Genomic DNA, 25,705 nt, shown 5'->3' on the forward strand with positions numbered 1-25,705 from the left:
GAAACGGCGAACCGCTCTATCTCTTTGTTTTGAAACGCAATTCCTGACGGAAAACCGCTGCACACTTTTCCTGGAATTGCTCTAGGGGCGGAAGAAAAGATGGCTGACGACACGCTTCGGATCGACCGCTCTGCCAAGACGCTGCGGACGCTGGCGCTGGAGCGCATGCGTGAGGCGATCATGGATTTTCATTTCCAGCCCGGCGAAAGGCTGGTCGAGCGGCCGCTCTGCGACCAGCTTGGCGTCAGCCGTTCGGTGGTGCGCGAGGTGTTGCGGCAGTTGGAGGCCGAAGGCTTGGTGCAGATGGTGCCGGGCCATGGGCCCGCTGTGGCCAAGCCGGATCTCGGCCGCACCGACGAGATCTACGAATTGCGGGCGCTGCTGGAAGGCATAGCGGCGCGGGCCTGCGCGACGTCGGCCAGCAAGGAGCAGATCGCCTTGCTCGATGCGGCACTGGAAAAACTCCTCGAAGCCTGGGCGTCAGGCGCGCCGGTCGAGGTGATGCGGGCGACGGCCAGCTTCTACGAGGTGCTGTTCGAGGCCGCCGACAAGCGTATCGCCTGGGAGATCGTCACCGGACTCAACGTCCGCATCAACCAGCTGCGCTCGATGACGATCGCGTCGGAGAACCGCCGCGAGCCGGCGATCGCCGAGATGAACGCCATCATGGACGCGATCCGGGCGCGCAAGCCTGAAGAGGCGGAGGCGGCGGCAAGGCGGCATGTCGAATCCGCCTGGCGCATCGCCCGCGATGCGCTCCGGCTGGGGTCGCTGTGAGCCTGCCCGGCCAAGCCTAGTTCTTGTCGACCGGCTTGGAGCGCATCCGGGAGACCGTCTCGCGTTCGGCGCGCTTGGAACGCATCGGGGGCAGGCCGCGGTCGATCAGGTCCATGTCTTCCAGCACCATGTCGCCCATGCGCTTGAAGGCGATGTCGAGCGCGCCGGCGCGGTGCGCCGAGCGCAGGAAGCCGGGCAGGGTGCGCACCGGATGGTCCCTGGCCAGCGGCTCCTCGGGGAAGACGTCGCTGGCGGCGACGATGTGGCCGCTCCGCACCGCCTCCATCAGCTCCGGGAAATCGACGACGCCGGCGCGGCTAAGCAGGATGAAGGCGGCTCCTTTTCGCATTTTGGCGAAGGCGTCGGCGCCGAGGAAGCCCTGGTTCTCACTGGTCACCGAGGCGACGACGAAGACGAAATCGCTCTCCGACAGCACTGTGTCGAGCGACGCGGGCTCGACGCCATGCTCGACCAGCACGGAAGGCGGCAGCCAGGGATCGAACACCTTGGTGCGAGTGCGGAAGCCGGCCAGCAAGCGGTTCAGCGCGCGGCCGAGATCGCCGAAGCCGACGATGCCGACATCGGCACCGGAGAGCAACCGCGCGGTCGCATTGCCGTCGCCGCCCCACAGCTCGTTGCCCTGCCGGAAGGCAAGGTCGGCGTCGACGATGTCGCGCGCCAGGTTGAGCGCCATGGCGAGGCCGAGCTCGGCCACCGGCTCGGCGAACACCAGGCCGGTGGTGACGACATGGATGCCGCGCTGAAACAGCGTCTCGTAGGGCATGTTGTTGACGAGATTGGTCTCGACATTGAAGATGCAGCGCAGCGCCTTGAGCATCTCCAGCGTCTCGGAACCGATCGGCGGCTGACCGACGATGTAGCGCGCCTCGGCCAGCATGTCGGAAGGCAACCCTGCGACCCCCTCAGGCGTTGTTTCGACGATGCGATATTTCTTGCGAAAGCGTGCCAACTGCGGCGGTGTGAAGATCAGGTCGAGCGTGCGCGGCTCGGGCGCGCTGATGACCAGCGGCAAGGCATTGTTTGACATGATGTTTCCTCCCGGCGTGACCGGACCGTGCCATTCACAACCGTGTTTTACTCCGGATTAAACGATTTACAACCGCGAAAAATCGATTTATCGATTGGTTTAACAAGGCAGTGAGCGGCTGCCTGCCCTCGGGAGGAGGACAATGGCGAACAGGGAGGCCCAGCAGCGGCGTGCGTCGATCCACGACGTGGCAAGCCGCGCCGGCGTGTCCGCCGCCACCGTCTCCAAGGTGCTGGCCGGCGTCACCACGGTGAAGCCCGAAAACGCCCAGCGGGTCTTCGATGCCGTCGAACTGCTCGGCTACCGCGTCGATCCGCTGGCCTCCGACATGCGCCGGGCCAAGCGCCGCATCATCGGCGCCATCATGCCCGAGTTCGAAAGCGAGTTCTTCGGCCAGATGGTCAGCGAGCTCGAGGGTCTTGCCGAGCAGCGCGGTTTCACGCTGGTCGCCGCCTCCAGTCGTGAATCGGAAGCGCGCGAGAAGGAGATCCTTGCCCGCATGCACGACTGGCGTGTCGCCGGCGTGGTGCTGGCGCCGGTGCGCAACGAGCATGGACCGGCGGCCGGCTTCATGAAAGCCAACGGCATGACCGGCGTGCTGATCGACCGCGTGCTCGCCGACGACGCTTTCGACACGGTTTCGGCCGACAGCGCCGCGGCAAGCGCCGAGGTGGCGCGCGCGCTTATCGGCAAGGGCCATCGCCACATACTGGTCGTCGGCCTTGGCCAGCAGGCAGCGACGGTGCGTGCCCGCCTCGAAGGATTTCGCAATACCGCGCTGGAGCTTGCCCCGGACGTCCGCATCGACGTCGTGCTTTCGGAAAGCCAGGTGGAGCCGCTGCGCGCGCTGCTTCGCGACTATTTCAGCGAGGGCGCCAATCGGGGCGAACGCCCGACGGCGGTCTATTCGCTGTTCCTCAAGGGCACGCTCGTGGCGCTGTCAGAATTCCGCCGGCGCGCCTGGCACTGCCCGGACGACATTTCGCTGGTCGGCTTCGACGACGCCGAATGGATGCAGGTGACATGGCCGGCGATCGCCGCCGTCGTGCAGCCGGTGCGCGAGATCGCCAGCAACGCGATGGACGTGCTGTTTCGCAGGATCGAGGGAGAGGGCGGCCCGCCAACGGCGCGGCTCGAACCCTGCAAGGTGTTGATGCGGGAATCCGTTGGCTCGCCAGGCAGCGGCCCGCATTCCGGGGGAGGAAACCGACAATAGCCCCCATTGTCGAAAACCAAGTGGCGCCGCACCTGGCTTTGGCTCGTGGCACGTGACATCAACAGGGAGGAAGACATGACAGCATTTGTTCTAAAGATAAATCGATTTACGATGGCTCTGGGCATCGCTTTGGCGATGTCGGCCGTCGGCGTCGCAAAGGCTGAGGACGGCGAATACGGCGTGCTGATGAAGACGCTGGCCAACCCGTTCTGGGGCGCGATGGGCCAGGGCGTCGAGGACGGCGCCAAGGAAGCCGGCGTGAAGTACTTCCAGCAGGCGGCCGAGAGCGACCAGGCGGCCGAGCCGCAGCTCAACCTCTGCAACACCATGCTCGAGCGCAAGCCGGTGGCGATGATCACCGCCGCCATCAACTCGACCAACCTGCTTCCCTGCCTGAAGGCGGCGCAGGATGCCGGCGTCAAGGTCGTCGACCTCGACGGGAATCTCGATCCGGCGGTGCTCGACAAGGAAGGCATCAAGATCACCTTCCGCATCGGCTCCGACAATGTCGCGGCCGGCGGGCAGGGTGCCGAGTATCTGGTCTCCAAGCTCGGCAAGGACGCCAAGGGTCCGGTGCTGGTGATCGAAGGACTGTCCGGCAACATCACCGGCGCGAAGCGCGCCAAGGGGTTTGCCGACAAACTCAAGGAATTGGCGCCGGGGCTGGAAATCGTCGCTTCGCTGCCCGGTGACTGGGATCGCGGCAAGGCGGCCTCGATCGCCACCGACACGCTGACCGCGCATCCCGACCTCGTCGCCATCTTCTGCGCCAATGACGGCATGGCGCTGGGCGCGGTGGAATCGGTTTACGCGGCCGGCAAGGGCGAGCAGGTGACGATCATTGGCGTCGACGGCAATTCCGATGCGGTCAAGTCGATCAAGGAAGGCCGGCTCAACGCTTCCGTTGCGCAGCTTCCCTACCTTGTCGGCAAGCAGGCGGTCGAGAACGTCAAGAAGGCGCTCGCCGGCGAGAAGGTCGAGGAAAGCATCGCCGTGCCGACCCTGGTACTGACCAAGGACGTGCTCGACGCCGGCAAGGAGCCGATGCTGCAGTATGTGAAATAGTCCTCCCAGACGGGCTGGCGCGGGTTTAGCCTGCGCCAGCCGATCTTTTGCACAAGCGAGGCAACATGGCTTCCGAAATGGCGCAGCCCGGCTTTTGGGCTCGGGTACAGCGCGCATCCGTCGAAAGGCTCCACATCAGGCTGGAGTCGCTGCTGGTGCTTGTGGCGCTGAGCGCGGCGATGGCGCTGCTGTCGCCCTTCTTCCTGTCGCTCAGCAATTTCCTCAACATCCTGCTGGCGACGTCGACGATCGGCGTGCTGGCGATCGCCGCCACTTTCGTCATCGGCTCGGGCGGACTTGATCTTTCGCTGGGCTCGGTCATGGGGCTGGCCGGCGTGGCCGGTGCCTTCGTCGCTGTCAATCTCGGCTGGCCCTCGGTGTTTGCGGTGATCGCCTGCATTCTTGCCGGCGGGATTGCCGGCTATATCAACGGCCAGCTCGTCACCCGCGCCTTCGTGCCGGCCTTCATCGTCACGCTCGGCATGCTCGGCCTGGCGCGCGGCCTGGCGCTCGTGATCTCGCAGGGCAGGGCGATCTACGGCCTGCCGGCGGCGATCGTCTATATCGGGCAAGGGAGGCCGTTCGGCATTCCGATGCCGGTGATCATCCTGGTTCTGACGGCGATCGTCGCGCATTGCGTGCTTGCCTATACGCGCTTCGGCCGCCACACGCTGGCGCTTGGCGACAGTGAAGGCGCGGCGCGCGCCGCCGGCATCCGCGTCGAGCATCATCGCCGCATCATCTATACACTGTCCGGCGCGCTTGCCGGCCTCGCCGGCCTGCTGTTCACCGCCCGCGTCAATGCCGGCGATCCGACCGCCGGCATCAACTATGAGCTCACCGCTATCACCGCGGCGATCATCGGCGGCACCAATCTGTTCGGTGGCCGCGCCTCGATACTCGGCACGATGATCGGCGCGCTGATCATGGGCGTGCTGCAGAACGGGCTGACGCTGCTCGCCGTGCAGTCCTACTACCAGCAGATGGCGATCGGCGCGGTGCTGATCCTCGCCGTCTTCATCGACCAGTACCAGGTCCGGAAGGAGTCGCGCGTATGACGCTTCTCTCGCTTCAGGGCATCCGCAAAAGTTTCGGCGCGGTCGACGTGCTGCATGGCGTCGACCTGTCGGTCGCGGCCGGCGAAGTGGTCGGTCTGGTCGGCGACAACGGTGCCGGCAAGTCGACGCTGATGAAGACCATAACCGGCATCTACCGGGCCGATGCCGGCTCGATCGAATTCGACGGCAAGGACATCCTCGCTCTCGACCCCGGCCAGCGGCGCGAGCTCGGCATCGAGATGATCTACCAGGACCTGTCGCTCGCCAAGCAGCAGGATGTGGCGTCGAACATCTTCCTGGGACGCGAGCCGACCAGGAAGGTGTTCGGCCTGTTTCCCGGCTTCGTCGACAAGGCCGAGATGGACCGCCAGGCAGCGAAGATGATCGAGCGGCTCGGCGCGCGCCTGCCGTCGATCAACCGTTCGGTCGGCTCTTTCTCGGGCGGCCAGCAGCAGACGGTGGCGATCGCCCGCGCGCTGACCTTCAATCCGAAGCTGGTCATCATGGACGAGCCGACGGCGGCACTTGCCGTGCGCGAGGTGCAGAGCGTGCTCGACCTTATCCGGCGGCTGCGGTCGGAAGGCATCGCCGTCATCCTGATCTCGCACCGGCTGAACGACGTGCTCTCGGTCACCGACCGCATCGTCGTGCTGCGTCACGGCCGGGCCGATGCGGATCTCGTGACCAGCAAAACCAACATGAACGAAGTCGTCAGCCGTATCGTCGGCGGCGGCGATATCAGCGCCGCGGCGGCGCACGAACAACGAGGCTAAAGCTTATGAACATTTTTGGACTGCATACTTTCGCTATCGCCCCGGTCTGGGACCTTGCCCGCATCGAGCCGCAGATGGACCGGCTGAAGGAACACGGCATCGGCCTGATGGAGATTCCGCTGCTGCGCCCTGAGGAGATCGACACCAGGCGCACGCGCGGCTTTGCCACTCACTATGGCGTCGAGCTGATCCCGTCGCTCGGCCTGCCGCGTTCGCTCGACGTGGTCGAGCGGCCTGACGAAGCGCTCGACTTCCTGCAGCCGGCCTTCAAGGTCTGCAACGAGGTGGGCAGCGAGGCGCTCGGCGGCGTCACCTACGGCACGATCGGCAAGACCACCGGGCGAGCGCCGACGCGCAAGGAGATCGACGGCATGTGCCGCTTCCTCGAACGGGCGGCGAAGGCGGCGAAGTCACGCGGGCTGAAGCTCGGCATCGAGCCTTGCAACCGCTACGAAACGCATCTCATCAACCGCGGCATCGACGCGGCGCGGATCATCGAGCGGGTTGGGGCCGACAACATCTTCATTCATCTCGACACCTACCACATGCATATCGAGGAGGAGAGCTTCGCCTCGGGCTTCGAGGCGGCTGCGCCCTTCCTCGGCTATGTGCATGTGTCGGAAGCCAATCGCGGCGTGCCAGGTCGCGGCATGATCAACTGGGCGGCCTGCATGAAGGCGATCGCCGACATCGGTTATGAGGGGCCGATCACGCTTGAAAGCATGAACCATGTCGATGTCGACATCGCCGGCGGACTGGCGGTGTGGCGTCCGGTAGCGGAAGACCCGCGTGACGTCATCGAGGTCGGCCTGCCATTCCTGCGAGAAGAAGCGAGGAAGGCAGGGCTGAAGCTTGGCTAAGCAGGCCACCTTACATGGGTTGCTGACGCACTGAGGCCTGGTTCAAACAATAACTTTACAAACATCTTCGATTGTGTGAAGTGGTGTCCATCAAGGGACGCTGCATGACAACCTCTCGTTTTGCCACTCGCCTCAATTCCTTTGCCTCTCGGCCACAGGCCGAGTGGCCCGGCCTTACCGGCAAGCCGTCGCTGATGCAGATGGCGGCGCGCGCCGCCAAGGTCGAGGGGCTCACCGATCTCGATCTCAACTTCCCCGACCATATCAATGCAAACCCTCGAGAAATCGCCCGCCAGCTCGCCGATCTCGGCCTTTCCGTCAACGGCTTTGCCATGCGCTACTACTCCAGCCCGGCCTTCAAGCTCGGTGCCTTCACCAACCCCGATCCGGCGGTGCGCCGCGAGGCGATCGACCTGACCAAGGCCGGCATCGACGCCGCGCGCGAGGCGGGTGCCGGGCTGATGACGCTGTGGCTCGGCCAGGATGGTTTCGACTACGCCTTCCAGGCCGACTATGCGACCCTCTGGCAACACGAAATCGATGGAATTCGTGAAGTTGCGGCGCATGATCCCGATTGCTGGATCAGCCTTGAATATAAGCCAAACGAGCCGCGCTCCTACAGTCTGATGCCGGACGCCGCGACCACTTTGCTGGCCATCCGCGATGTCGGCCTGCCCAATCTCGGCGTCACTCTCGACTTCGCCCATGTGCTCTATGCCGACGAGCAGCCGGCCTTTGCCGCCGCGCTCGTCGCTCGTCACAGCAAGCTGCTCGGCGTTCATCTCAACGATGGTTACGCCAAGCGCGACGACGGCCTGATGGTCGGCGCCGTGCATACGCTGCAGACGATCGAGCTTTTGCGGCAGATCCGCCGCGACGGCTACTCCGGCGCCATCTATTTCGACACGTTTCCCGACATGACCGGGCTCGATCCGGTGCGCGAATGTGAAGTCAACATCGCCACGGTCAAGCGCATGCTCGGCATCGTCGAACGCATTGAGAATGACAACCGCCTGTCGTCAGCCATCGACCGCCAGGACGCGGTCGCCTCGCAGGCCATCGTCCAGGAAATCATGCTCGGCACGCCGTGATGAGGGGACGTGAATGACCTCGATGGATCTGAAAGCTGTGGGACCGCGCATCCGCATGATGATGCCGCAACTCACCCCGCTGGAGGCAAAGGTGGTGGAGACCGTCTTCGGCCGGCGTGGCTTTGACGAGACGATCCCCTTGAAGCAGATCGCCGAGGAGGCCGGCGTGTCGGAGGCGATGGTGGTCAAGATCGCCAAGAAGCTCGGCTTCTCCGGCTATCGCGACTTCCGCTCCGCCGTTTACGAATACAGCCGTCTGCCCACCGCCGAGATGCACCAGGAGCTCTCGGCCGACGACAACTCCCGCGAGATCGTTCAGAAGGTATTTCGCACCTCGATCCAGGCGCTGGAGGAGACGCTGGCCATCCTCGACATGGAGGATTTCGACCGCGCCGCCGATCTGCTCTACCGCGCAAGGGTTCGCGACTTCTATGGTGTCGGCGGCTCGGCCCAGATCGCCCGCGACGTCTCGCACAAATTCCTGCGCATAGGCATCCGCGCAGCGGTCTATGACGACTCGCACATGATGCTGATGTCGGCCTCGCTGCTCGGTGCCGACGATATCGCCGTCGGCTTCTCGCATTCGGGCAACTCCAGCGCCGTCATCGACGCCATCCAGCTTGCCAGGAAGAGCGGCGCCCGCACGCTTGCAATCACCAATTACGGCAACTCGCCGCTCGCTGCCGCGGCCGACATCGTGCTTTGCTCGACCGCGCAGGGCTCGCCGCTGATGGGCGAAAACGCGGCCGCTCGCATCGCCCAGCTCAACATCCTCGACGCGCTGTTCGTGGCGGTGGCGCAGCGCGACTACCAGGCGGCCGAGCGCAATCTCGGCCGCACCATGTCGGCGGTGATCTCGAAACGACGGGATAGGGGCACATGACGCCTGCGGTCACGGTCTTCGGCAGCTTGCATTACGACATCATGGTGGAAGCGCCTGACCGCCCGCGCAAGGGCGAGACCTTGACCGGTCATTCCTGGCACCCCAAATGCGGCGGCAAGGGCGGCAACCAGGCGGTGTCAGCCGCCCGCGCGGGCGCTCGCGCGGCGATGATCGGCGCGGTCGGCGACGACGATTTCGGCCACGCGCTGCTTGACGATCTCGATCGCTGCGGCGTCGACCGGCAAGGCGTGCGCGTGGTGCCCGGCACCGGCTCCGGCATGAGCGTCGCGATCTTCGATGCGGGCGGCGATTACGGCGCTGTGATCGTCTCCGGCAGCAATCTCGCGCTGAGCGAACAGGACGTGGCGGCGGCGCGCGAGCAGATCGCCGGAGCCTCGGTACTGCTCTTGCAGAACGAGGTGCCGGAAGCCGCAAATATCGCCGCTGCCCGCGCGGTGAAAGCAGCAACCGGCCGCGTCGTCCTCAATGCGGCCCCCGCGCGCAAACTATCGTCCGAACTGATCGAGCTCGTGGACATTGTTATCGTCAACGCCATCGAGGCCGAATTCCTGGCCGGCGGCGACGTGGTCAACACGCTCGAGGGGGCGTCGCAAGCAGCGCGGCGTCTCATCGCCGACTTCCCGGCGGCAATCGTCACTGCCGGCAGCGAAGGGGTGGCTTGGTGCAATCGCGAAGGCCGCGCCTTCGCGATTGCCGGCATTCAGGTCAAGGTTGTGAGCACCCATGGCGCCGGGGATGAATTCGTCGGTGCCTTCGCCGCTGGCCTCGCCCGCGGCGAGCCAGCTGAAATCGCGCTGGCCGCCGCCAACGCCGCCGCGGCGCGCCTGGTGGCGGCGCCGGAACAGCAGCGCCAGGCGAATGGTCCTGCGACCGGCGCATAACGCTTAGGGCGGGAGGCGTGGTCTGTGGGACTGGTTCCTCAGAACGGATAGTGCTGGCCCGGATCCTCGATCGTCACCCAGCGCAGGTCGGTGAACTCGGCGATCGAGGCCTTGCCGCCGAACCGGCCATAGCCTGAACCCTTGACGCCGCCGAAGGGCATTTGCGCCTCATCGCCGACGGTCGGGCCGTTGATGTGGCAGATGCCGGCCTGGATGCGCGCGGCGACGGCCATGGCGCGCTTGATATCGCGGCTGAAGACGGCCGACGACAGGCCGTATTCGGTGTCGTTGGCGACGCGCACGGCCTCGTCCTCGCCCTTGACGCGGATCACCGGCTTGACCGGTCCGAAGGATTCTTCTGAATAGACGCGCATGGTCGGGGTGACGTGGTCGAGCAGGGTCGCTTCCACCACGGTGCCGGTGCGCTTGCCGCCGGCGACAAGTTTCGCGCCCTTGGCGACGGCGTCGGCAACCAGCTCCTCCATCTTGTCGGCGGCCTGGCTGCTGATCAGCGAGCCGAGCACGACATGACCGCGCGGGTCGCCGGCCGGCAGTTGCGAGGCGCGGGCGGCGAGCTTCGCCACAAACTCGTCGGCGATCCTTTCATCGACGATCAGCCGTTCGGTCGACATGCAGATCTGGCCCTGATGCATGAAGGCGCCGAAGGTCGCGGCGTTGACCGCCGCGTCAATGTCGGCGTCGTCCAGCACCAGGAGCGGCGCCTTGCCGCCGAGCTCGAGCAAAGCCGGCTTGAGATGCCGTCCCGCAAGCTCGGCGATGATCCGGCCGACCTTGGTCGACCCGGTGAAGTTGACGCGCTTGACCGCCGGATGCGCGACCAGCGCCTCGACGATGCCTGCCGCGTCCTTCGGGTCGTTGGTGACGACGTTGACGACGCCCTTGGGCAGGCCGGCTTCGACCAGAACCTGGCCGATCAGACGGTGCGTGCCGGGACACATTTCGGAGGCCTTCAGCACGACGGTGTTGCCGCAGGCGAGCGGCATCGCCAGCGCGCGGGTGCCGAGGATGACAGGCGCGTTCCATGGCGCAATGCCGAGGCAGACGCCGGCCGGCTGGCGGATTGCCATGGCAAGCGTGCCGGGCTTGTCCGAGGGGATGATCTCGCCCGAGATCTGCGTCGTCATCGCCGCTGCCTCGCGCAGCATGTTGGCCGCCAGCATGACGTTGAAGCCGGCCCACGGACCGGTGGCGCCGGTCTCTTCCATCATCAGTTTCGTGAATTCGCCGACCTTGGAGGCCATGACGTCGGCGGCCTTGGAAAGCAGGGCGCGGCGCTCGCCGGGGCCGGTCTTCGACCAGGCAGGGAAGGCGGCCGCGGCGGCGTCGACGGCGGCATTGGCGTCGGCGATGCTCGCCGCCGCGGCGCGCGTCGCCAGCTTGCCGGTGAACGGGTCCAGGCGCTCGTACGAGGCCTTGCCGGTGGCCGCCCTTTCATCGCCGTCGATGAGAAGTCCGATATCCATTTGTCTCTCCCTCGCTCCTGGTGGAGCGTTGCAAGTTCAGATTAGAAGCCGAGCACCTCGGCGTTGATCGATGCTTCGAGGCCGCCATCGACAGGCACGTTGGCGCCGTTTATCCACCGGGCGCCGTCCGAGCACAGGAACAGCACCACCGGCGCGATGTCGCCGGAGGTGCCGGCGCGACCCACCCGCGCAATGTCGCTGTCGACGCGGGCGTCGCCGAGCACGCTGCGGAACTGCTTCAGGATCGGCGTCTCGACCGGGCCGGGGCTCACCGCGTTGACGCGGATGCCGCGGCTCTTGAACTGCTCCTGATGCGCTGCGCGGAACGTCCACAAGAGCAGCAGTTCTTTCGAAACCGGGTAGCCTTCCTCGTTCTTCACCGCATGGTCGGCGACGACCTTGGCGATATCGGGAAAACCTTCGATGCCGACCATCGAGGCGGCACGGTTGAGATTGGCGCGCCAGCCGAAGCCGGCGATCGAGGCGACGTTGACGATAGCGCCGCCTTCGCGAAGTTTCGGGGCCAGCGCTTCGGAAAGCGCACGCAAGCCGTAGAAGTTGACCGCGAGCGTCGACACGGCGCCGGTGTTGCCGGAGAGGCCGGCGACGTTGCAGAGCGCGTCGAGGCGCGGCGGCAGCCGCGCGACCAGATCGTCGACGCCGGCCTTCGACGAGATGTCGGCCTTGACGAAGAAGCCCTGATGTCCGGCAGGTTCACGCATGTCGACGCCGATCACGTCGGCGCCGAGCTGGCCGGCGAGTTCGGCCGTGCGGGCGCCAATGCCGGAGGCGACGCCGGTGATGAGGATCGTCTTGCCGAAAAGCATGGTCAGGCCTTCTCCCGAGATGTCGTTGTCTGTACCGGCGAGGCGATCTCGCCGGTCGTGTCGGTCGCATTGATGGGAAGCCTGACGCGATAACCGACCGGCAACAGCCGCCAGCCAAAACGCTCCTCCAGCGTGCCCCACAGGCCGCGCGGCAACAGCAGCGAGAAGACAAGCGCTGTGGCGCCGAGGCCGATCAGGTACCAGACGCCGGCGCTGCCGAACCAGGTCTCGATGAGGAAGAAAAGCAGCGCGCCGAGGATGGCGCCCTCGAAGGTGCCGATGCCGCCGACCAGCACCATGAAGATCATGTAGGCCGTCCACTGGACGTTGAAGTAGGTCTTCGGCTGGAAGGTGATCGAGGTCGCCAGCCACAGTGCGCCGGCAATGCCGATGCCGAAGGCGGCAAGCACGAAAAGCAGTCGCTTGGTGCCGGTGACGCGCACGCCGATGGAAGCGGCCGCATCCTCATTGTCGCGGATGGCGCGGATGGCAGCGCCGGTGCTGCCGCGCAGCAGGCCGAACAGGACGGCGAGCAGGGCGGTCATCGACGCCAGCGCCAGCCAGTAGATCGTCACCCGTCTGGTCGATGCGTCATAGACGTTGAGCGAAATCAGCGAGGTGCCTGTCTCGCCCTGCACTAGCCGGTCGAGATTGACGAGGAGATGGGTGAGCGCAGCGATGACCCACATGCCGATGGCGAACTCGCCGTTCTTCAGGCGAAGCATGAAAAGGGAGATCGGCCAGGAGGCGGCGCCGACGACGATCGCCGAGACAAACAGCGCGACGAACGGATTGAGGCCGGCATTGGCCAGGCGAATGGAGAAATAGGCGCCGAGACCGAAGAACACCTGCTGGCCGACCGAGACCAGCCCGCCGAAACCGGCGAGCGCGTTCCACATCGCGGCCAGGATCACATAGATGAACAGAGCGGTTATGCGGTCGACCGCGCCGGCCGAGAGGAACTGCGGGGCGATCGCCAGCAATGCGATGATGAGGGCCGCCGCGATCGCGGCAATGCGCGAAGTGGCGGTGCCGCGCTCGATGAGGGGAGCGACGGCGCTCATGATGCCTTCCTCGCGGGCAAACGCAGCAAGCCGCGCAGGCCGAGGCCGGAGGCGGACAGGCGTATGAACAGCGCGATCAGGAACGCGACATGGCCGCCGATCAGGAAGCCCTGCGGATGCACCTGCGCGCCGAGCGTCTGGGCGAGCGCCAGCACGATGCCGCCGATCAGCGTGCCCCACAGCGAGCCGGCGCCGCCGATGACCGCCGCCTCGAAGGCGAACAGGAGCTGCGGCGCGCCGGCATAGGGATCGAAGGTGGCGCGCATGCCGAGGAAGGCACCGGCGAGGCCGACCGTCACCATGGCGATGGCGGCGGCGACCGCCATGGCGCGGCGCGCATCGACGCCGACCAGGCCGGCTGTATCAGGGTCCGCCGAGGTGGCGCGGATCGAGCGGCCAAGCCCGGTGTGGGTAAGGAAGAGCTGCAGCCCGCCAAGCAGCACCACGGCAGTCATGAAGATGATGACGGCGAGCTTGCCGACATAGATATTGCCCGGCCATTCCCAGGAATCGTAGGACAGGCTGCCGATGAAGGGGGCAAGCGAGCGCGTGTCGGCGCCGAACTGCTCGAACAGCAGATTGTCGATGACGATGGCGAGGCCGAACGTCGTCAGGATCGGCAGCAGCGCGCCGCCGCGCGCGCTGCGTTCGAGCAGGAAGCGCTGCAAGGCCCAGCCGATCGCAGCCATCAGCGGCAGGACGATGAGCAGCCCAAGGAATGGCGAGATGTGGAAGCGCGAGGCAAGCAGCCACAGCGCGAAGGCCGACAGGACGGCCAGGCTGCCATGGGCGAGGTTGATGATGCGCATGACCGAGAACATGAAGGAGAGGCCGCAGGCAATCAGCGCGTAATAACCGCCGAGCAGGATGCCCTGGATGATCTGGTTGCTCATGCCGGCACGCCTCCGGCGCTTTTCCGATGCAGGCCGAAGTAGGCTTTCGTCACCTCTTCGCGCGTCACGCTCTTGCTGTCTCCCGCGAGCGCGATCCTTCCTTCCAGCATGCAGATGACCTTGTCCGAGACCGCAAGCGCCCGGTTGAGGTCCTGCTCGACAAGAATAATCGTCGTGCCCGAACTGATCAGCCCCTGCAGCGAGGCGTAGACGCGGTCGACGACCAGCGGCGACAGGCCGAGCGAGACCTCATCGAGCAAAAGCAGGTCCGGATTGCTCATCAACGCGCGGCCGATGGCAGTCGCCTGCTGCTCGCCGCCCGACAAATGGCCGGTCCTGGCATGGCGGCGCGGCTTCAGGTTCGGAAACGTCTCGAGCACCCTGTCGACCGTCCAGTCGCCGGGGCGACCCGCGGTTCGTCCGAGCAGGAGGTTCTCCTCGACCGTCATCTCGACGAACAGTTTCCTGCCTTCGGGCACCAGCGCGATGCCCATGCCAACGCGCTTGTGCGAGGGCGCCCCGGAAAGGTCGGTGCCGTCGAACAGCACTCGGCCCGATGCCTGTGGATGCGCGCCGGCGATGGCTCTCAGCAACGTCGTCTTGCCGGCGCCGTTGGCGCCGACGAGCGCCAGCGTCTCGCCGCGCTCGACGTTGAAACTCACGCCACGCACGGCTTGCAGGAGGCCGTGCCGGACAACAAAATCCTCGACCGACAGCAGGCTCATTTCGGGCCTCCGCCGAGATAGGCGCTGATCACCTGCGGGTTGGCCATCACCGCTTGCGGCTCGCCGTCGGCGATGATCTTTCCCGCATCCATACAGATCAGCCGTTCGGCCACCTGCAGCAGGATGTGGACGATATGCTCGATCCAGACGATGCCGATCTTGCGGCGGCGCAATTCCCTGATGGTCTCGACCAACTCGCCAGCCTCGCCGTCGGTCAGGCCGCCGCCAATTTCGTCGAGCAGAAGCAATGTCGGCCTTGCCGCGAGCGCGCGCGCCAGCTCAAGCCGCTTGCGATCGAGCAGGCCGAGCGTCTCGGCGCGCCGGTTGGCAACGCCCAGCATGCCGCAGAGTTTCAGCGAGGCAAGTGTCTCCTCATAGGCTTCGTCGCGCTTGAGTCGCGCGCCGTGCGAAGCGGCGACGAAGACATTCTCGAACGTCGTCATGCCGCCGAATGGTTTCGGCACTTGATGGGTGCGCACGAGGCCGAGCCTGCAGCGCTGCGTTGCCGGCAGCGACGTCACGTCGCCGCCCTTGAAGGCGACGGTGCCGGCGCTCGGCGGAAAAGCGCCCGACAGGACGCTAAGCAGGGTCGTCTTGCCGGCACCGTTCGGTCCGACAATGCCGACGGCCTCGTCGGCTTGCATGGCGAAGTCGATGTCATCCAGCACCACAAGCGCGCCGAAGCGCTTGTGGATGCCGGCGGCGCTGAGGATCGCAGCATTTGGTGAGCCGTTCACGATGCGATCCCCGTCAGCGATCCAATCAGCCGTTATAGGGCTGGAGCTTGGCTTCGACCGGCACCTTCGGGTCGGTGGCGTTCTCGGTCACGACATAGTCGAGCGGGAACTTGGCTCCTTCCTTGGCCGCCACCCACTGCGTGCCGATGATCGGGCCTGGCGAGACGTTGGCGACGGGGCCGCTGGTGAAATCGACCTTGCCGATCATGGTCTCTGTCTTGAGCGTGCTCAGGGCCTTGGCCACCGCCGCCTTATCCTTGGCGTCCGTGCTTGCCTTCAGTGCCTCGAAACCGGCGTCGAGCAGCGACATCGAAGCGCCGAGCTGCTGCGTCCACTGCTTGCCGCTCGCTGTCTCGTAGCCGTCGGCAAGCTCGGTTCCCGAAACGCCGGTGAGCGGCGACTTGTAGGGGAAGGCCTTGTGCCAGTAGGCGGCGCTGGAAATCTTCATGCCGAGGTCGCCGAGCGCCTCGATGTCGGAGGGGAACAGCCCGGTCTTGGCGACCTGGGCGATCTTGATCTGTCGGGTCAGGCCCTGCTGCGCCGCCTGGCGCCAGAAGGCGGCGAAGTCCGGCGGGATCGGGAAGGAGTTGAAGATCTCGACACCCTCCTGCTTGAACAGCGCGATCTGCGAGGAATAGTCGGTGGTGCCGGTCTCGTAGGCGCCGGGATCGACGATGGTGAAACCCTGCTTGGCGAGCAACGGCGCCAAATGGGCGCGGATGGCGTTGCCGTCGGCGTCGTTCGGGTACATGACGCCGACCTTCTTGTTGGTCTCGATCAGATTCCACTGCGAGACATAGGCCTTGAAGAACTCCTCGACGCCGAAGCCGAAATGATAGGTCCACTTGAAGGGGGAGGGCGCGCCGGGCTTGGCGCCGCGGCCGAAATACCAGGCTTCCCACGGCATGACCGTCGACAGGCATGGCACGCCGGCCGCCTCGCAGGCGTCGGCCACCGGATTGATCACTTCAGGCGTCGACACGGCAAGCATCAGGTCAATGGCCTGGTTGTTGATCAGGTCCTTGGCGAGTTGGCCGGCGCGCGAGGGGTCCGACTGCGTGTCCTGATCGAGGATCTCGACGCTGTATTTCTTGCCGCCGAGCTCGATGCCATTGGCCAGCGCCTTGCGGGCGAGGTCGAGCACATAGCCGTCGGTCTCGCCGAAGCCGGCGAGCGGCCCGGTGCGCGGGCTGACGAAGCCGACCTTGAGCGTGTCGGCGGCCTGAGCGAAGGCCTTGCCTCGGCCGAGCGCAAGGGCCGCGCCGCCGGCCACCGAGGTGGCGATGAACTGGCGCCGCGACATGCCGCGAGCGATGGATTTGCTGCCGATAGAATGGGTCATTTGCTCCTCCCTCTGAGGCCGTTCCATGCAGCGGCAACCGGTTTTCCGGTTGGGGCCAAACAGCGCGGCTTTCGATCCTCCAGGGTCACATTGCACTAGCGGTTTGGTTCGGTAAAATGATATTTTGCGGTGTTTTATTAACCTACAGGTTATGAAAAGTCGCGCCGGACGGAGTCCATCGCTCAGGCGTTGTGCCGCGCCGCCTCGCGGATCGTCTGCAGCATGATGGAAAAGGCAGGCGAGGGGGCGGTGTCGGTGCGCATCGTCAGGCCGACCGGTCCCTTGGTCTCCTCGGTGTCGACCGGCAAGGCGACGAAGGCGCCGCTGGCGATCTCGTTGGCGACGACACCGGCCGAGATGATCCACACCGCATTGCTCTGGCGCATGAAGGAACGGCCGAAGGAGTCCGAAACGGTCTCGATTTCTGTTGCCGGCGCGGTCATGCCGTTGGTGATGAACAGGCGGTCGACGAAGGGGCGGATGACGGATTCCCGTGTCGGCATCAGGACCGGGAATTCATCCAGCCGCGCGAAAATGTCTGCTCCCGGTTCCAGCAGCGGATGCCCGGCCCGCACCACGAACAGAACCTGTTCGGAATAGAGATGCTCGAAGAAGAAGCCGGTCATGTTCTCCGGCGCTGCAAGCCGGCCGACGACGAGGTCGAGCGCGCCGACGCGCAATTGTTCGAGCAGCACCGCGTTCTCGCCGGTGACGATCTTGATGGCGGCGCCAGTGTTCTCGCTCAGGAACAGGCTCATGGCGAGCGGCATAACCCGCGCAGATACCGTCGGCAGGGCGCCGATACGGATCGGATGGCGATTGACGGCGCCGTCCTGCCGGACCGAATCGACGCCGCGCTTCAGCGCGGTGATCGCCGTGCCGGCATGGCCAAGGAAGATCTCGCCGAGCCGCGTCACGCGGATGCCGCGCCCGTCGCGTTCGACGACGGCGATGCCGAGCGCCTCTTCCAGCTCGCGCAATGTCTTGGTCACGGCCGGCGCGCTGACATGCAGGAACTCGGCCGCCCTTGCCACACTGCCTTGCCGTGCCACTTCGAGAAACGCCTGCAGGTGTCGGAAGCGGATACGGCTTTCGGCCACGGTTCGATAACCCCCAAGTTAATGAAATGCCGCAAAATATCATTTTACCGAACCAAACGCCTAGTGCAAGCTAACAGCGGAGGATCGAAATCGTGCCATTCGTCAGCATCGGCGGCGTTACGCTGCACCATCGCTACAAGCCGGGGACTGGCAAAGTGCGCCCGATCATATTCATGAATTCGCTCGGCACCGACTTCCGGATCTGGGACGAGATTGTCTCGTCGCTCGGCGATGAGATGCCGACGCTCGTCTATGACAAGCGCGGCCACGGGCTCTCCGATATTGGCGGTGTCAGTTCGATCGACGACCATGTCGACGACCTCTGCGGCCTCATCGATCACTTCGGTCTGGACAAGGTCGTGCTGTGCGGACTGTCGGTCGGCGGCATGATCGCGCAAGGGTTCTATGAGCGGCGCCCCGACAGCGTCGAGGGCCTGATCCTGAGCGATACCGCGCACAAGATCGGTACGGTCGAAAGCTGGAATACCCGCATCGCGACGGTCGAAAGCAAAGGCATCCAGGAGATTGCCGACGGCGTGCTCAAAGTGTGGTTCACCCCTGCCTTCCACGCGGAGCGTTCCGCCGATCTCGACGGCTGCTGGAACATGCTGACCAGGCAGCCGCTCGCCGGCTATATCGGCACCTGTGGCGCTGTTCGCGATGCCGACTTCACCGAGGCCGCGCGCCGAATCGCGGTGCCGACGCTCTGCATCGTCGGCGACCACGACGGCTCGACGCCGCCCGCCTTGGTGCGCTCGCTGGCCGATCTCATTCCCGGCGCGCGCTTCGAGGTGATCCGCGATGCCGGGCACATTACCTGCGTCGAGCAGCCGGAGGCGTTCACCGCTCTGATCCGCGATTTCGTCGCCTCGCTTCCCAGCGGAAAGCAAACCCATGGATGATGTCTCCTCAAAGAACCCAACCCGGTACCGCACCGGACTTGACGTCCGGCGATCCGTGCTCGGCGATCCGCATGTCGACCGCGCCGAGGATGCCGCCACCGATTTCGACCGACCGTTCCAGCACCTGATCACCGAGGCTGCGTGGGGAACCGTGTGGGCCCGTCCCGGCTGGTCGAAGCGCGAGCGCTCGATCGTGACGCTGGCGCTGCTCGCGGCCCTTGGCCATGATGAGGAGGTAGCGATGCATGTGCGCGCCACCGCCAACACCGGCGCCTCGCGCGACGATATCTGCGAGGCCTTCCTGCATGTCGCGATCTATGCCGGCGTGCCGGCCGCCAACCGCGCCTTCAGGATCGCCAAGGAGGTGTTCGCGCAGATGGACGGAGCCGAGAATGCCCATGCCTGAGCCAGGCTCCAACCGGACGCCGGAGACCGGCGCCTTCTTTCAGCGCGATCGCCTTTGGCATCCGCCTGCGCTGACGCCGGCCTACAAGAGTTCGGTGCTGCGCTCGCCGCAAAAGGCGCTGCTTTCATTCGACAACACGCTGTCGGAACTCACCGGCCCGGTGTTCGGGCACGCGTTGCTGGGTGAACTCGACAACGACCTGATCCATAATTTCGCCAAGTCTGGCGAGAGCGCCATCGGCGAGCGCATCATCGTCCACGGGCGCGTGCTCGACGAACGCGGCAAGGGCGTGCCCGGCGTGCTGCTCGAGTTCTGGCAGGCCAATGCCGGCGGCCGTTATCGCCACAAGAAGGATGGATATCTGGCGCCGCTCGATCCGAATTTTGGCGGCTGCGGCCGCACCATCACCGACGAGAATGGCGGCTATGCCTTTCGCACCGTCAGGCCCGGGCCCTATCCCTGGCCGAACGGCCCGAATGACTGGCGGCCTGCCCACATCCACTTTTCCGTGTTCGGCCACGGCTTCGCGCAGCGGCTGATCACCCAGATGTATTTCGAAGGCGATCCGCTGATCTGGCGTTGCCCGATCGTCGGCGGCATTTCCAACAGGGCTGCCGTGGAGGCACTGATTGCCCTGCTCGACATGCAGTCGACCGTCCCCATGGACGCACTCGCCTACAAGTTCGATATCGTGCTGCGCGGGCGGCGCTCGACGCTGTTCGAGAACAGGCCGGAGGGCAACTGATGGCCCAGTCGCTCGACCGGCTGAAGGAAAGCCCATCGCAGACCGCCGGGCCCTACGTGCATATAGGGCTGACGCCGAATTTCTGCGGCATCGATGGCGTCTATGAGAGCGATCTTGGTTCGACCATGGTCAACGACCAGGCCAGGGGCGAGCGCATCGAGCTGCGTATCCGCGTTTTCGACGGTGGCGGGGGGCCGCTCAAGGACGCGTTGATCGAGATCTGGCAGGCCGATGCCAATGGATTCTACAATTCGCCGGCAGAGTTGCGTGGCGCGGCCGACCCAAACTTTTCGGGCTGGGGCCGGCAGCCGACCGACATGGAAACCGGCGTCTGCCTGTTCCGGACGATCAAGCCGGGCCGCGTGCCGTTCCGCGACGGGCGGTTGATGGCGCCGCACATCACGCTGTGGATCGTGGCGCGCGGCATCAATATCGGCCTGCATACGAGGCTCTATTTCTCGGACGAGGAAAAGGCCAATGGCGAGGATCCGATCCTTTCCCGCATCGAGCATCGCCTGCGCGTGCCGACGCTGATCGCCGAACGCCAGGGCGACACCTACGTCTTCGACGTCCATCTGCAGGGCGAAAAGGAGACGGTTTTCTTCGATAGTTGACCGACCGCCACATGACCGTATCACCCTTCGATCATCCGCTGCTTTCCGGCCTGCTCGGCGACGAGGAGGCGGCAAGGCATTTTTCGGTGGAAGCCGATATAGAGGCGATGCTCGGGTTCGAGCGGGCGCTGGCCGAGGCCGAGGCCGAGTGCGGCGTCATTCCCAAAGACGCCGCGACGGCAATCGGTTCGGCGCTGGCCTCGTTCCGGCCTGACACGGCCAAGCTCAGGGCCGGCGTTGCCGGGGATGGCGTCGTGGTGCCGGAGCTGGTGCGCCAGATCAAGGCCGCCGTCGGCGAGCCGCACCACGCCTTCGTTCATTTCGGCGCGACGAGCCAGGACGTCGTCGACAGCTCGCTGGTGCTCCGGCTGCGCGGCGCGGTCGACCATATCAGCCTGCTGCTCAGCGAGAACATCGTTCGCCTCACCGGGCTGGAACAGGATTTCGGGGGCCGGGCGCTGATGGCGATGACGCGCATGCAGCCGGCAGTCCCGATCACGGTGCGGGATCGGATCGTTTCGTGGCGGGTGCCGCTCGAGCGCCACCAACTCAGAATGAAGGAACAGTCCACGCGGCTGCTCGTGGTCCAGTTCGGCGGCGCGGCCGGCACGCTCGAAAAGCTGGGCGACAAGGCGCCGGCTGTGCGCTCCGCACTCGCCGCCAAACTCGGCCTCGGCGACGCGCCGCAATGGCATAGTCAACGCGATGCGCTCGCCGAGTTCGCCGGCTGGCTGTCGCTCACCACCGGCAGCCTCGGCAAATTCGGCCAGGATATCGCACTGATGGCGCAGGCCGGCACGGACATAAAACTGTCCGGCGGCGGCGGCTCGTCGGCGATGCCGCACAAGCAGAACCCGGTGAAGGCGGAGGTGCTGGTGGCGCTCGCGCGCTTCAACGCCACGCAGCTTGCCGGCATGCACCAGACGCTGGTGCATGAGCAGGAGCGCTCGGGGGCGGCGTGGACGCTGGAATGGCTCATCCTGCCGCTGATGGTGGTGGCGACGGCGGCGGCGCTGCGACTGGCCGCGGAACTTGCCAGACAGATCGAAAGCCTCGGCCACTGATGCGCACGCAAATTGTCATTGTCGGGTCGGGACCGTCGGGCCTGCTGCTCGGCCAGTTGCTCGCCACCATCGGCGTCGAGACGATCATCCTCGAGCGGTCGAGCCGGGAGCATGTGCTTGGCCGGGTGCGCGCCGGTGTGCTCGAACAGGGCACCGTCGACCTGCTCGGCGAGGCCGGCGCCGCGGGCAGGCTCAATGCCGAAGGCCTGCCGCATTCCGGCATCTCGCTCGCGTTCGACGGACGCTTGCACCGCATCGATCTTACGGGGCTCACCGGTGGCAAGCATGTCACCGTCTATGGCCAGACCGAGGTGACACATGATTTGATGGACAAGCGCGAGGCAGCCGGGCTGGTCACCGTCTACGAAGCCGCCAATGTCGCGCTGCATGATTTCGACGGTGGAGCGCCGTCCGTCACCTACGACAAGGACGGCGTCAGAAACCGCATCGACTGCGACTTCATCGCCGGCTGCGATGGCTATCACGGCGTCAGCCGCAGGTCGGTGCCGGAGCGCGCTCTGAAGACCTTCGAGCGGCAATATCCGTTCGGCTGGCTGGGCGTGTTGGCGGAGGTGCCGCCGGCCGATCACGAGCTGGTCTACGCCAATCATGAGCGAGGTTTCGCGCTGTGCTCGATGCGGTCGCCGCACCGCAGCCGCTACTATGTGCAGGTCCCCGCCGACGAACGCGTCGAGGCCTGGTCGGACGATCGCTTCTGGGACGAGTTGCGCCGCCGGCTGCCGCCACAGACCGCGGCTTCCGTCACCACCGGGCCGTCCTTCGAGAAATCGATCGCGCCGCTGCGCTCCTTCGTCGCCGAGCCGATGCGCTTCGGCCGGTTGTTCCTGGTCGGCGACGCCGCGCATATCGTGCCGCCGACCGGCGCCAAGGGGCTCAACCTCGCCGCCAGCGACGTGCGCTATCTCTTTGCCGGGCTTCGCGAATTCTATCGCGAGAGGTCGCAAGCCGGGCTCGATGCGTATTCAGCCAGGGCGCTGGCGAGAGTCTGGAAAGCGGTGCGCTTTTCCTGGTGGATGACAACGATCCTGCACCGCTTTCCCGAAACGGGCGAATTCGGCCAACGCATCCAGGAAGCCGAGCTCGATTATCTCGTCCATTCGCAAGCGGCGTCGACGGCGCTCGCCGAGAACTACGTCGGCCTTCCTTATTGATCGGCGGAAGCCGTCACACACGCTCCAGCGCGATCGCAATGCCTTGCCCGACACCGATGCACATGGTGGCGAGCGCATAGCGGCCGCCGCGTTCACGCAACTCGAGCGCCGCCGTGCCGGTGATTCGGGCGCCCGACATGCCGAGCGGGTGGCCGAGCGCGATCGCGCCGCCATTCGGATTGACGTGCGCGGCGTTCTCCGCGATGCCGAGCTGGCGCAGCACCGCGATGCCCTGCGAGGCGAAGGCTTCGTTCAATTCGACGACGTCGAACTGTTGGGGTGTCAGGCCGAGGCGGGCGCAGAGTTTCTTCGTGGCCGGGGCAGGGCCAATGCCCATGATGCGTGGCGCGACACCCGCCGTCGCGCCGCCAAGGATGCGGGCGATCGGCGTCAGGCCATGTTTCTTCGCCGCTGCTTCCGAGGCGACGATAAGCGCGGCGGCGCCGTCATTGACGCCGGAGGCATTGCCGGCGGTCACCGTGCCGCCTTGCCGGAATGGCGTCGGCAATTTGGCCAGCGCCTCGATCGTCGTGCCGGCGCGGGGATGCTCGTCCTTGCCGACCACAACCGCATCACCTTTCCTCTGCGGGATCGTCACCGGCGTGATCTCCTTCGCCAGCCGGCCATTGGCCTGCGCGGCGACGGCCTTGTCCTGGCTGCGCACGGCGAAGGCGTCCTGGTCTGCTCGGCTGACGGAAAAGTCCTCGGCGACGTTCTCGCCGGTTTCCGGCATGGAATCGACGCCGTACTGCTTCTTCATCAGCGGATTGATGAAGCGCCAGCCGATGGTGGTGTCGTGGATCTCGGCGTTGCGCGAGAAGGCGGTGTCGGCCTTGGGCATGACGAAGGGGGCGCGGCTCATCGATTCCACGCCGCCGGCGATCATCAGCTCGGCTTCTCCGGCCTTGATGGCGCGCGCGGCGATGGTGACGGCATCCATGCCGGAGCCGCAGAGGCGGTTGACGGTCGAACCCGGAATGTCCTGGGGCAGGCCGGCAAGCAGCAATGCCATGCGCGCCACGTTGCGGTTGTCTTCGCCGGCCTGGTTGGCGCAGCCATAGACGATGTCGTCAACCGCCGCCCAGTCGACACCGGCATTGCGCTCGACCAGAGCCTTTAGCGGGATGGCGCCGAGATCGTCGGCGCGTACCGAGGAGAGCGAGCCGCCAAAGCGGCCGATCGGCGTGCGGATGTAGTCGCAGATGTAGGCGTCGGCCATCTATGCAGCTTTCCCTTTGGCGGTCCCTTCATGCGCCGCCTTGGTGCGGGCCTGAAGATCGCGCAATGTCTTCAGCTCGAGCTCCGTCGGCGCCGGCGTCTCGTCAAGGGCCTCGGCGAACTTGACCGTCCAGCCACAGGTCGCCTGCACCTGCTCGCGGCTGACGCCGGGATGCAGCGATACGACGGTGAATTCCTTAGTGACGGGATCTGGCTTCCACACGGCGAGGTCGGTGATCAAAAGCGTCGGGCCGGCTGTATTTATGCCCAGGCGCTTACGATGGTCGCCGCCTTCGCCATGGCCGAAGGAGGTGAAAAAGTCGATCTTCTCGACCATACCGCGCTTCGACTGCGCCATGGTGATGTAGATTTCCTTCGACGAGGTGGCGATCTCCGGCGCGCCGCCGCCGCCGGGCAGGCGGGTCTTGGGATGCGCATAGTCGCCGATGACGGTGGTGTTGATGTTGCCGAACCTGTCGAGCTGCGCCGCGCCGAGAAAGCCGATCGAGATGCGCCCGCCCTGCAGCCAGTAGCGGAACATCTCCGGCACCGCGACGGTGGTGACCGCCGTCTCGCACAATTCGCCGTCGCCGATCGACAGCGGCAGGACATCAGGCGCGGTGCCGATGGTACCGCTCTCGTAGATCAGCGTGATGTCGGGCGCATGCGTCAGCCGCGCGACATTGCAGGCGGCGGAGGGCGCGCCGATGCCGACGAAGCAGACGTCATCGCTCTTCAGCGCACGGCTGGCGGCGATCGTCATCATCTCGTTGGGCGTGAAGCCCTGATTTTCAGCGTCGCTCATGCGGCTTTCCTCAAATGCTCGACACGGGCGGCAAAGTCGTCCGCGCTGCTCTCGATGACGTTCTTCCGCATCCAGGCCTGGAAACGGTCGCGGTCGGCGGCGATCTCGTCCCATTCGAGATAGGCGGCGTTGTCGCGCGCATAGTAGCCGTGCGTGTAGGAGGGATGCGAGCCGCCCGGCACGACCGAGATCGCCGCGATCGTCCAGCTCGGCAGCACGGTCAGGTTGGGATGGAGGTCGTCGAAATTGTCGACCACTTCCTCCACCGTCACCACGGCGCGTTTTGCCGCCAGTACCGCTTCCTTCTGGATGCCGATGATGCCTTCGACCAGAACATTGCCCTTCCGGTCGGCCTTCTGCGCGTGGATGAAGGTGACGTCGGGCCGGATGGATGGAACAGCGGCGAGCGCTTCGCCGGTGAACGGGCAGGTGATGGATTTGATGTTCGGGTTGACCGCGGCAAGACCCGCGCCGCGATAACCGCGGAAGACGGCGCAGGGCAGGCCGGCTGCGCCCGCCTCATAGGCGTTGGCCATGCCGGCGTGGCTGTGCTCCTCGACCTCGATGGCGCGCGGAAAACCATTCTCTATGGCGTCGCGGGCGCGCCTCAGCAGGCCGACGCCCGGATTGCCCAAATAGGAGAAGACGATCTTCCTCGCCATGCCCATGCCGATCATCTGATCGTAGATCAGGTCCGGCGTCATGCGGATCAATGTCAGGTCGCGAAAACCCTGGCGGATGGCCTCATGCGCGGCCGCGGTCGGGATCAGATGGGTGAAGCCCTCGAAGGCGACCGTATCGCCATCGTGCAGATTCTCCGCCACGGCCTCCTTCAGCGGCAGGAACTTCACCATTCTTCGGGCTCCGGTTTTAGAAAAGTTCGCATTGCGAACATATGTTTGCTATGACATACTTTTATGCCGGGTGGCCGTAT

Annotated in this window: 27 protein-coding genes; 15 read left to right on the forward strand and 12 right to left on the reverse strand. The window is 65.5% G+C overall.

Annotated features, from left to right (window positions below; all coding sequences use genetic code 11):
- Positions 1-99: 99 nt before the first annotated feature.
- Positions 100-777: a GntR family transcriptional regulator gene (locus JG743_RS12405; protein ID WP_202300466.1), complete on the forward strand. Its 678-nt coding sequence runs from the start codon at positions 100-102 to the stop codon at positions 775-777.
- 16 nt (positions 778-793) lie between these two features.
- On the opposite strand, the gene JG743_RS12410 is transcribed toward JG743_RS12405, so the two are convergent.
- Entirely contained in the window at positions 794-1,825 is a 1,032-nt protein-coding gene (locus JG743_RS12410) for a hydroxyacid dehydrogenase (protein ID WP_202300467.1), read from the reverse strand.
- Positions 1,826-1,967: 142 nt separating this feature from the next.
- Between JG743_RS12410 and JG743_RS12415 the strand changes: the two genes are divergently transcribed.
- The 8 genes from JG743_RS12415 (at position 1,968) to JG743_RS12450 (ending at position 9,673) form a co-directional block, all read left to right on the forward strand.
- Complete coding sequence (locus JG743_RS12415) at positions 1,968-3,041, forward strand: LacI family DNA-binding transcriptional regulator (RefSeq protein ID WP_202300468.1); 1,074 nt, start codon at positions 1,968-1,970, stop codon at positions 3,039-3,041.
- A 75-nt stretch (positions 3,042-3,116) separates the two neighbouring features.
- The gene (locus JG743_RS12420) at positions 3,117-4,106 is read left to right on the forward strand and encodes a sugar ABC transporter substrate-binding protein (RefSeq protein ID WP_244673129.1); all 990 of its coding nucleotides are present in this window, start codon (positions 3,117-3,119) and stop codon (positions 4,104-4,106) included.
- Positions 4,107-4,171: 65 nt separating this feature from the next.
- On the forward strand, positions 4,172-5,164 hold the full coding sequence (locus JG743_RS12425) for an ABC transporter permease (protein ID WP_202300470.1): 993 nt from the start codon (positions 4,172-4,174) through the stop codon (positions 5,162-5,164).
- Positions 5,161-5,937 carry an ATP-binding cassette domain-containing protein gene (locus JG743_RS12430; protein WP_202300471.1) on the forward strand — a complete coding sequence of 259 codons (777 nt, stop codon included), beginning with the start codon at positions 5,161-5,163 and terminating at the stop codon, positions 5,935-5,937. The genes JG743_RS12425 and JG743_RS12430 overlap by 4 nt, the downstream gene beginning before the upstream one ends.
- Positions 5,938-5,942: 5 nt before the next feature.
- Positions 5,943-6,797, forward strand: a complete 855-nt coding sequence (locus tag JG743_RS12435; protein WP_202300472.1) for a sugar phosphate isomerase/epimerase family protein — start codon at positions 5,943-5,945, stop codon at positions 6,795-6,797.
- A 104-nt stretch (positions 6,798-6,901) separates the two neighbouring features.
- Positions 6,902-7,888 (forward strand): sugar phosphate isomerase/epimerase family protein, encoded by a 987-nt coding sequence (locus tag JG743_RS12440; RefSeq protein WP_202300473.1) that lies wholly within the window; start codon positions 6,902-6,904, stop codon positions 7,886-7,888.
- 13 nt (positions 7,889-7,901) lie between these two features.
- Positions 7,902-8,771: a MurR/RpiR family transcriptional regulator gene (locus JG743_RS12445; protein WP_202300474.1), complete on the forward strand. Its 870-nt coding sequence runs from the start codon at positions 7,902-7,904 to the stop codon at positions 8,769-8,771.
- Positions 8,768-9,673, forward strand: coding sequence for a ribokinase (locus JG743_RS12450; protein ID WP_202300475.1), 906 nt, complete (start codon positions 8,768-8,770; stop codon positions 9,671-9,673). Before JG743_RS12445 ends, JG743_RS12450 begins: the two co-directional genes overlap by 4 nt.
- 38 nt (positions 9,674-9,711) lie before the next feature.
- Here the strand turns inward: JG743_RS12450 and JG743_RS12455 are convergent, their stop codons facing one another.
- The 8 genes from JG743_RS12455 to pcaQ all read right to left on the reverse strand — a co-directional run bounded on the left by JG743_RS12455 (position 9,712) and on the right by pcaQ (position 17,845).
- A complete protein-coding gene (locus JG743_RS12455) occupies positions 9,712-11,157 on the reverse strand; it encodes an aldehyde dehydrogenase (protein WP_202300476.1) in 1,446 nt (481 codons plus the stop codon).
- A 41-nt stretch (positions 11,158-11,198) separates the two neighbouring features.
- Entirely contained in the window at positions 11,199-11,984 is a 786-nt protein-coding gene (locus JG743_RS12460; RefSeq protein ID WP_202300477.1) for a coniferyl-alcohol dehydrogenase, read from the reverse strand.
- Between the two features lie 2 nt (positions 11,985-11,986).
- The gene (locus JG743_RS12465) at positions 11,987-13,048 is read right to left on the reverse strand and encodes a branched-chain amino acid ABC transporter permease (RefSeq protein WP_202300478.1); all 1,062 of its coding nucleotides are present in this window, start codon (positions 13,046-13,048) and stop codon (positions 11,987-11,989) included.
- A complete protein-coding gene (locus tag JG743_RS12470; protein WP_202300484.1) occupies positions 13,045-13,941 on the reverse strand; it encodes a branched-chain amino acid ABC transporter permease in 897 nt (298 codons plus the stop codon). The genes JG743_RS12465 and JG743_RS12470 overlap by 4 nt, the downstream gene beginning before the upstream one ends.
- Positions 13,938-14,666: an ABC transporter ATP-binding protein gene (locus JG743_RS12475; RefSeq protein ID WP_202300486.1), complete on the reverse strand. Its 729-nt coding sequence runs from the start codon at positions 14,664-14,666 to the stop codon at positions 13,938-13,940. The genes JG743_RS12470 and JG743_RS12475 overlap by 4 nt, the downstream gene beginning before the upstream one ends.
- A complete protein-coding gene (locus JG743_RS12480; protein WP_274608543.1) occupies positions 14,663-15,337 on the reverse strand; it encodes an ABC transporter ATP-binding protein in 675 nt (224 codons plus the stop codon). The genes JG743_RS12475 and JG743_RS12480 overlap by 4 nt, the downstream gene beginning before the upstream one ends.
- Positions 15,338-15,428: 91 nt before the next feature.
- Positions 15,429-16,745, reverse strand: coding sequence for an ABC transporter substrate-binding protein (locus JG743_RS12485; protein WP_244673130.1), 1,317 nt, complete (start codon positions 16,743-16,745; stop codon positions 15,429-15,431).
- A gap of 182 nt (positions 16,746-16,927) precedes the next feature.
- Positions 16,928-17,845, reverse strand: a complete 918-nt coding sequence (pcaQ, locus tag JG743_RS12490; RefSeq protein ID WP_202300488.1) for a pca operon transcription factor PcaQ — start codon at positions 17,843-17,845, stop codon at positions 16,928-16,930.
- Positions 17,846-17,937: 92 nt separating this feature from the next.
- Between pcaQ and pcaD the strand changes: the two genes are divergently transcribed.
- The 6 genes from pcaD to pobA are packed head-to-tail and all read left to right on the forward strand — an operon-like array spanning position 17,938 to position 22,748.
- Positions 17,938-18,747 (forward strand): 3-oxoadipate enol-lactonase, encoded by an 810-nt coding sequence (gene pcaD / locus JG743_RS12495; protein WP_202300490.1) that lies wholly within the window; start codon positions 17,938-17,940, stop codon positions 18,745-18,747.
- Positions 18,740-19,153, forward strand: coding sequence for a 4-carboxymuconolactone decarboxylase (pcaC, locus tag JG743_RS12500; protein ID WP_202300492.1), 414 nt, complete (start codon positions 18,740-18,742; stop codon positions 19,151-19,153). Before pcaD ends, pcaC begins: the two co-directional genes overlap by 8 nt.
- Positions 19,146-19,898 (forward strand): protocatechuate 3,4-dioxygenase subunit beta, encoded by a 753-nt coding sequence (gene pcaH / locus JG743_RS12505; RefSeq protein WP_202300494.1) that lies wholly within the window; start codon positions 19,146-19,148, stop codon positions 19,896-19,898. The genes pcaC and pcaH overlap by 8 nt, the downstream gene beginning before the upstream one ends.
- Positions 19,898-20,512: a protocatechuate 3,4-dioxygenase subunit alpha gene (gene pcaG, locus JG743_RS12510; RefSeq protein WP_202300496.1), complete on the forward strand. Its 615-nt coding sequence runs from the start codon at positions 19,898-19,900 to the stop codon at positions 20,510-20,512. Before pcaH ends, pcaG begins: the two co-directional genes overlap by 1 nt.
- Before the next feature lie 11 nt (positions 20,513-20,523).
- Positions 20,524-21,576, forward strand: a complete 1,053-nt coding sequence (locus JG743_RS12515) for a 3-carboxy-cis,cis-muconate cycloisomerase (protein WP_202300499.1) — start codon at positions 20,524-20,526, stop codon at positions 21,574-21,576.
- Complete coding sequence (pobA, locus tag JG743_RS12520; protein ID WP_202300501.1) at positions 21,576-22,748, forward strand: 4-hydroxybenzoate 3-monooxygenase; 1,173 nt, start codon at positions 21,576-21,578, stop codon at positions 22,746-22,748. Before JG743_RS12515 ends, pobA begins: the two co-directional genes overlap by 1 nt.
- Before the next feature lie 13 nt (positions 22,749-22,761).
- Here the strand turns inward: pobA and pcaF are convergent, their stop codons facing one another.
- Genes pcaF through JG743_RS12535 form a run of 3 tightly spaced genes read right to left on the reverse strand, consistent with a single transcriptional unit; the run spans position 22,762 to position 25,625 of the window.
- On the reverse strand, positions 22,762-23,967 hold the full coding sequence (gene pcaF / locus JG743_RS12525) for a 3-oxoadipyl-CoA thiolase (protein ID WP_202300503.1): 1,206 nt from the start codon (positions 23,965-23,967) through the stop codon (positions 22,762-22,764).
- Positions 23,968-24,771, reverse strand: coding sequence for a CoA-transferase subunit beta (locus JG743_RS12530; protein ID WP_202300505.1), 804 nt, complete (start codon positions 24,769-24,771; stop codon positions 23,968-23,970).
- Positions 24,768-25,625, reverse strand: coding sequence for a CoA transferase subunit A (locus JG743_RS12535; protein ID WP_202300507.1), 858 nt, complete (start codon positions 25,623-25,625; stop codon positions 24,768-24,770). The genes JG743_RS12530 and JG743_RS12535 overlap by 4 nt, the downstream gene beginning before the upstream one ends.
- Positions 25,626-25,705: the final 80 nt, after the last annotated feature.

Origin of the sequence: Mesorhizobium sp. 131-2-1, from assembly GCF_016756535.1 — a bacterium.
Taxonomy (GTDB): Bacteria; Pseudomonadota; Alphaproteobacteria; order Rhizobiales; family Rhizobiaceae; genus Mesorhizobium.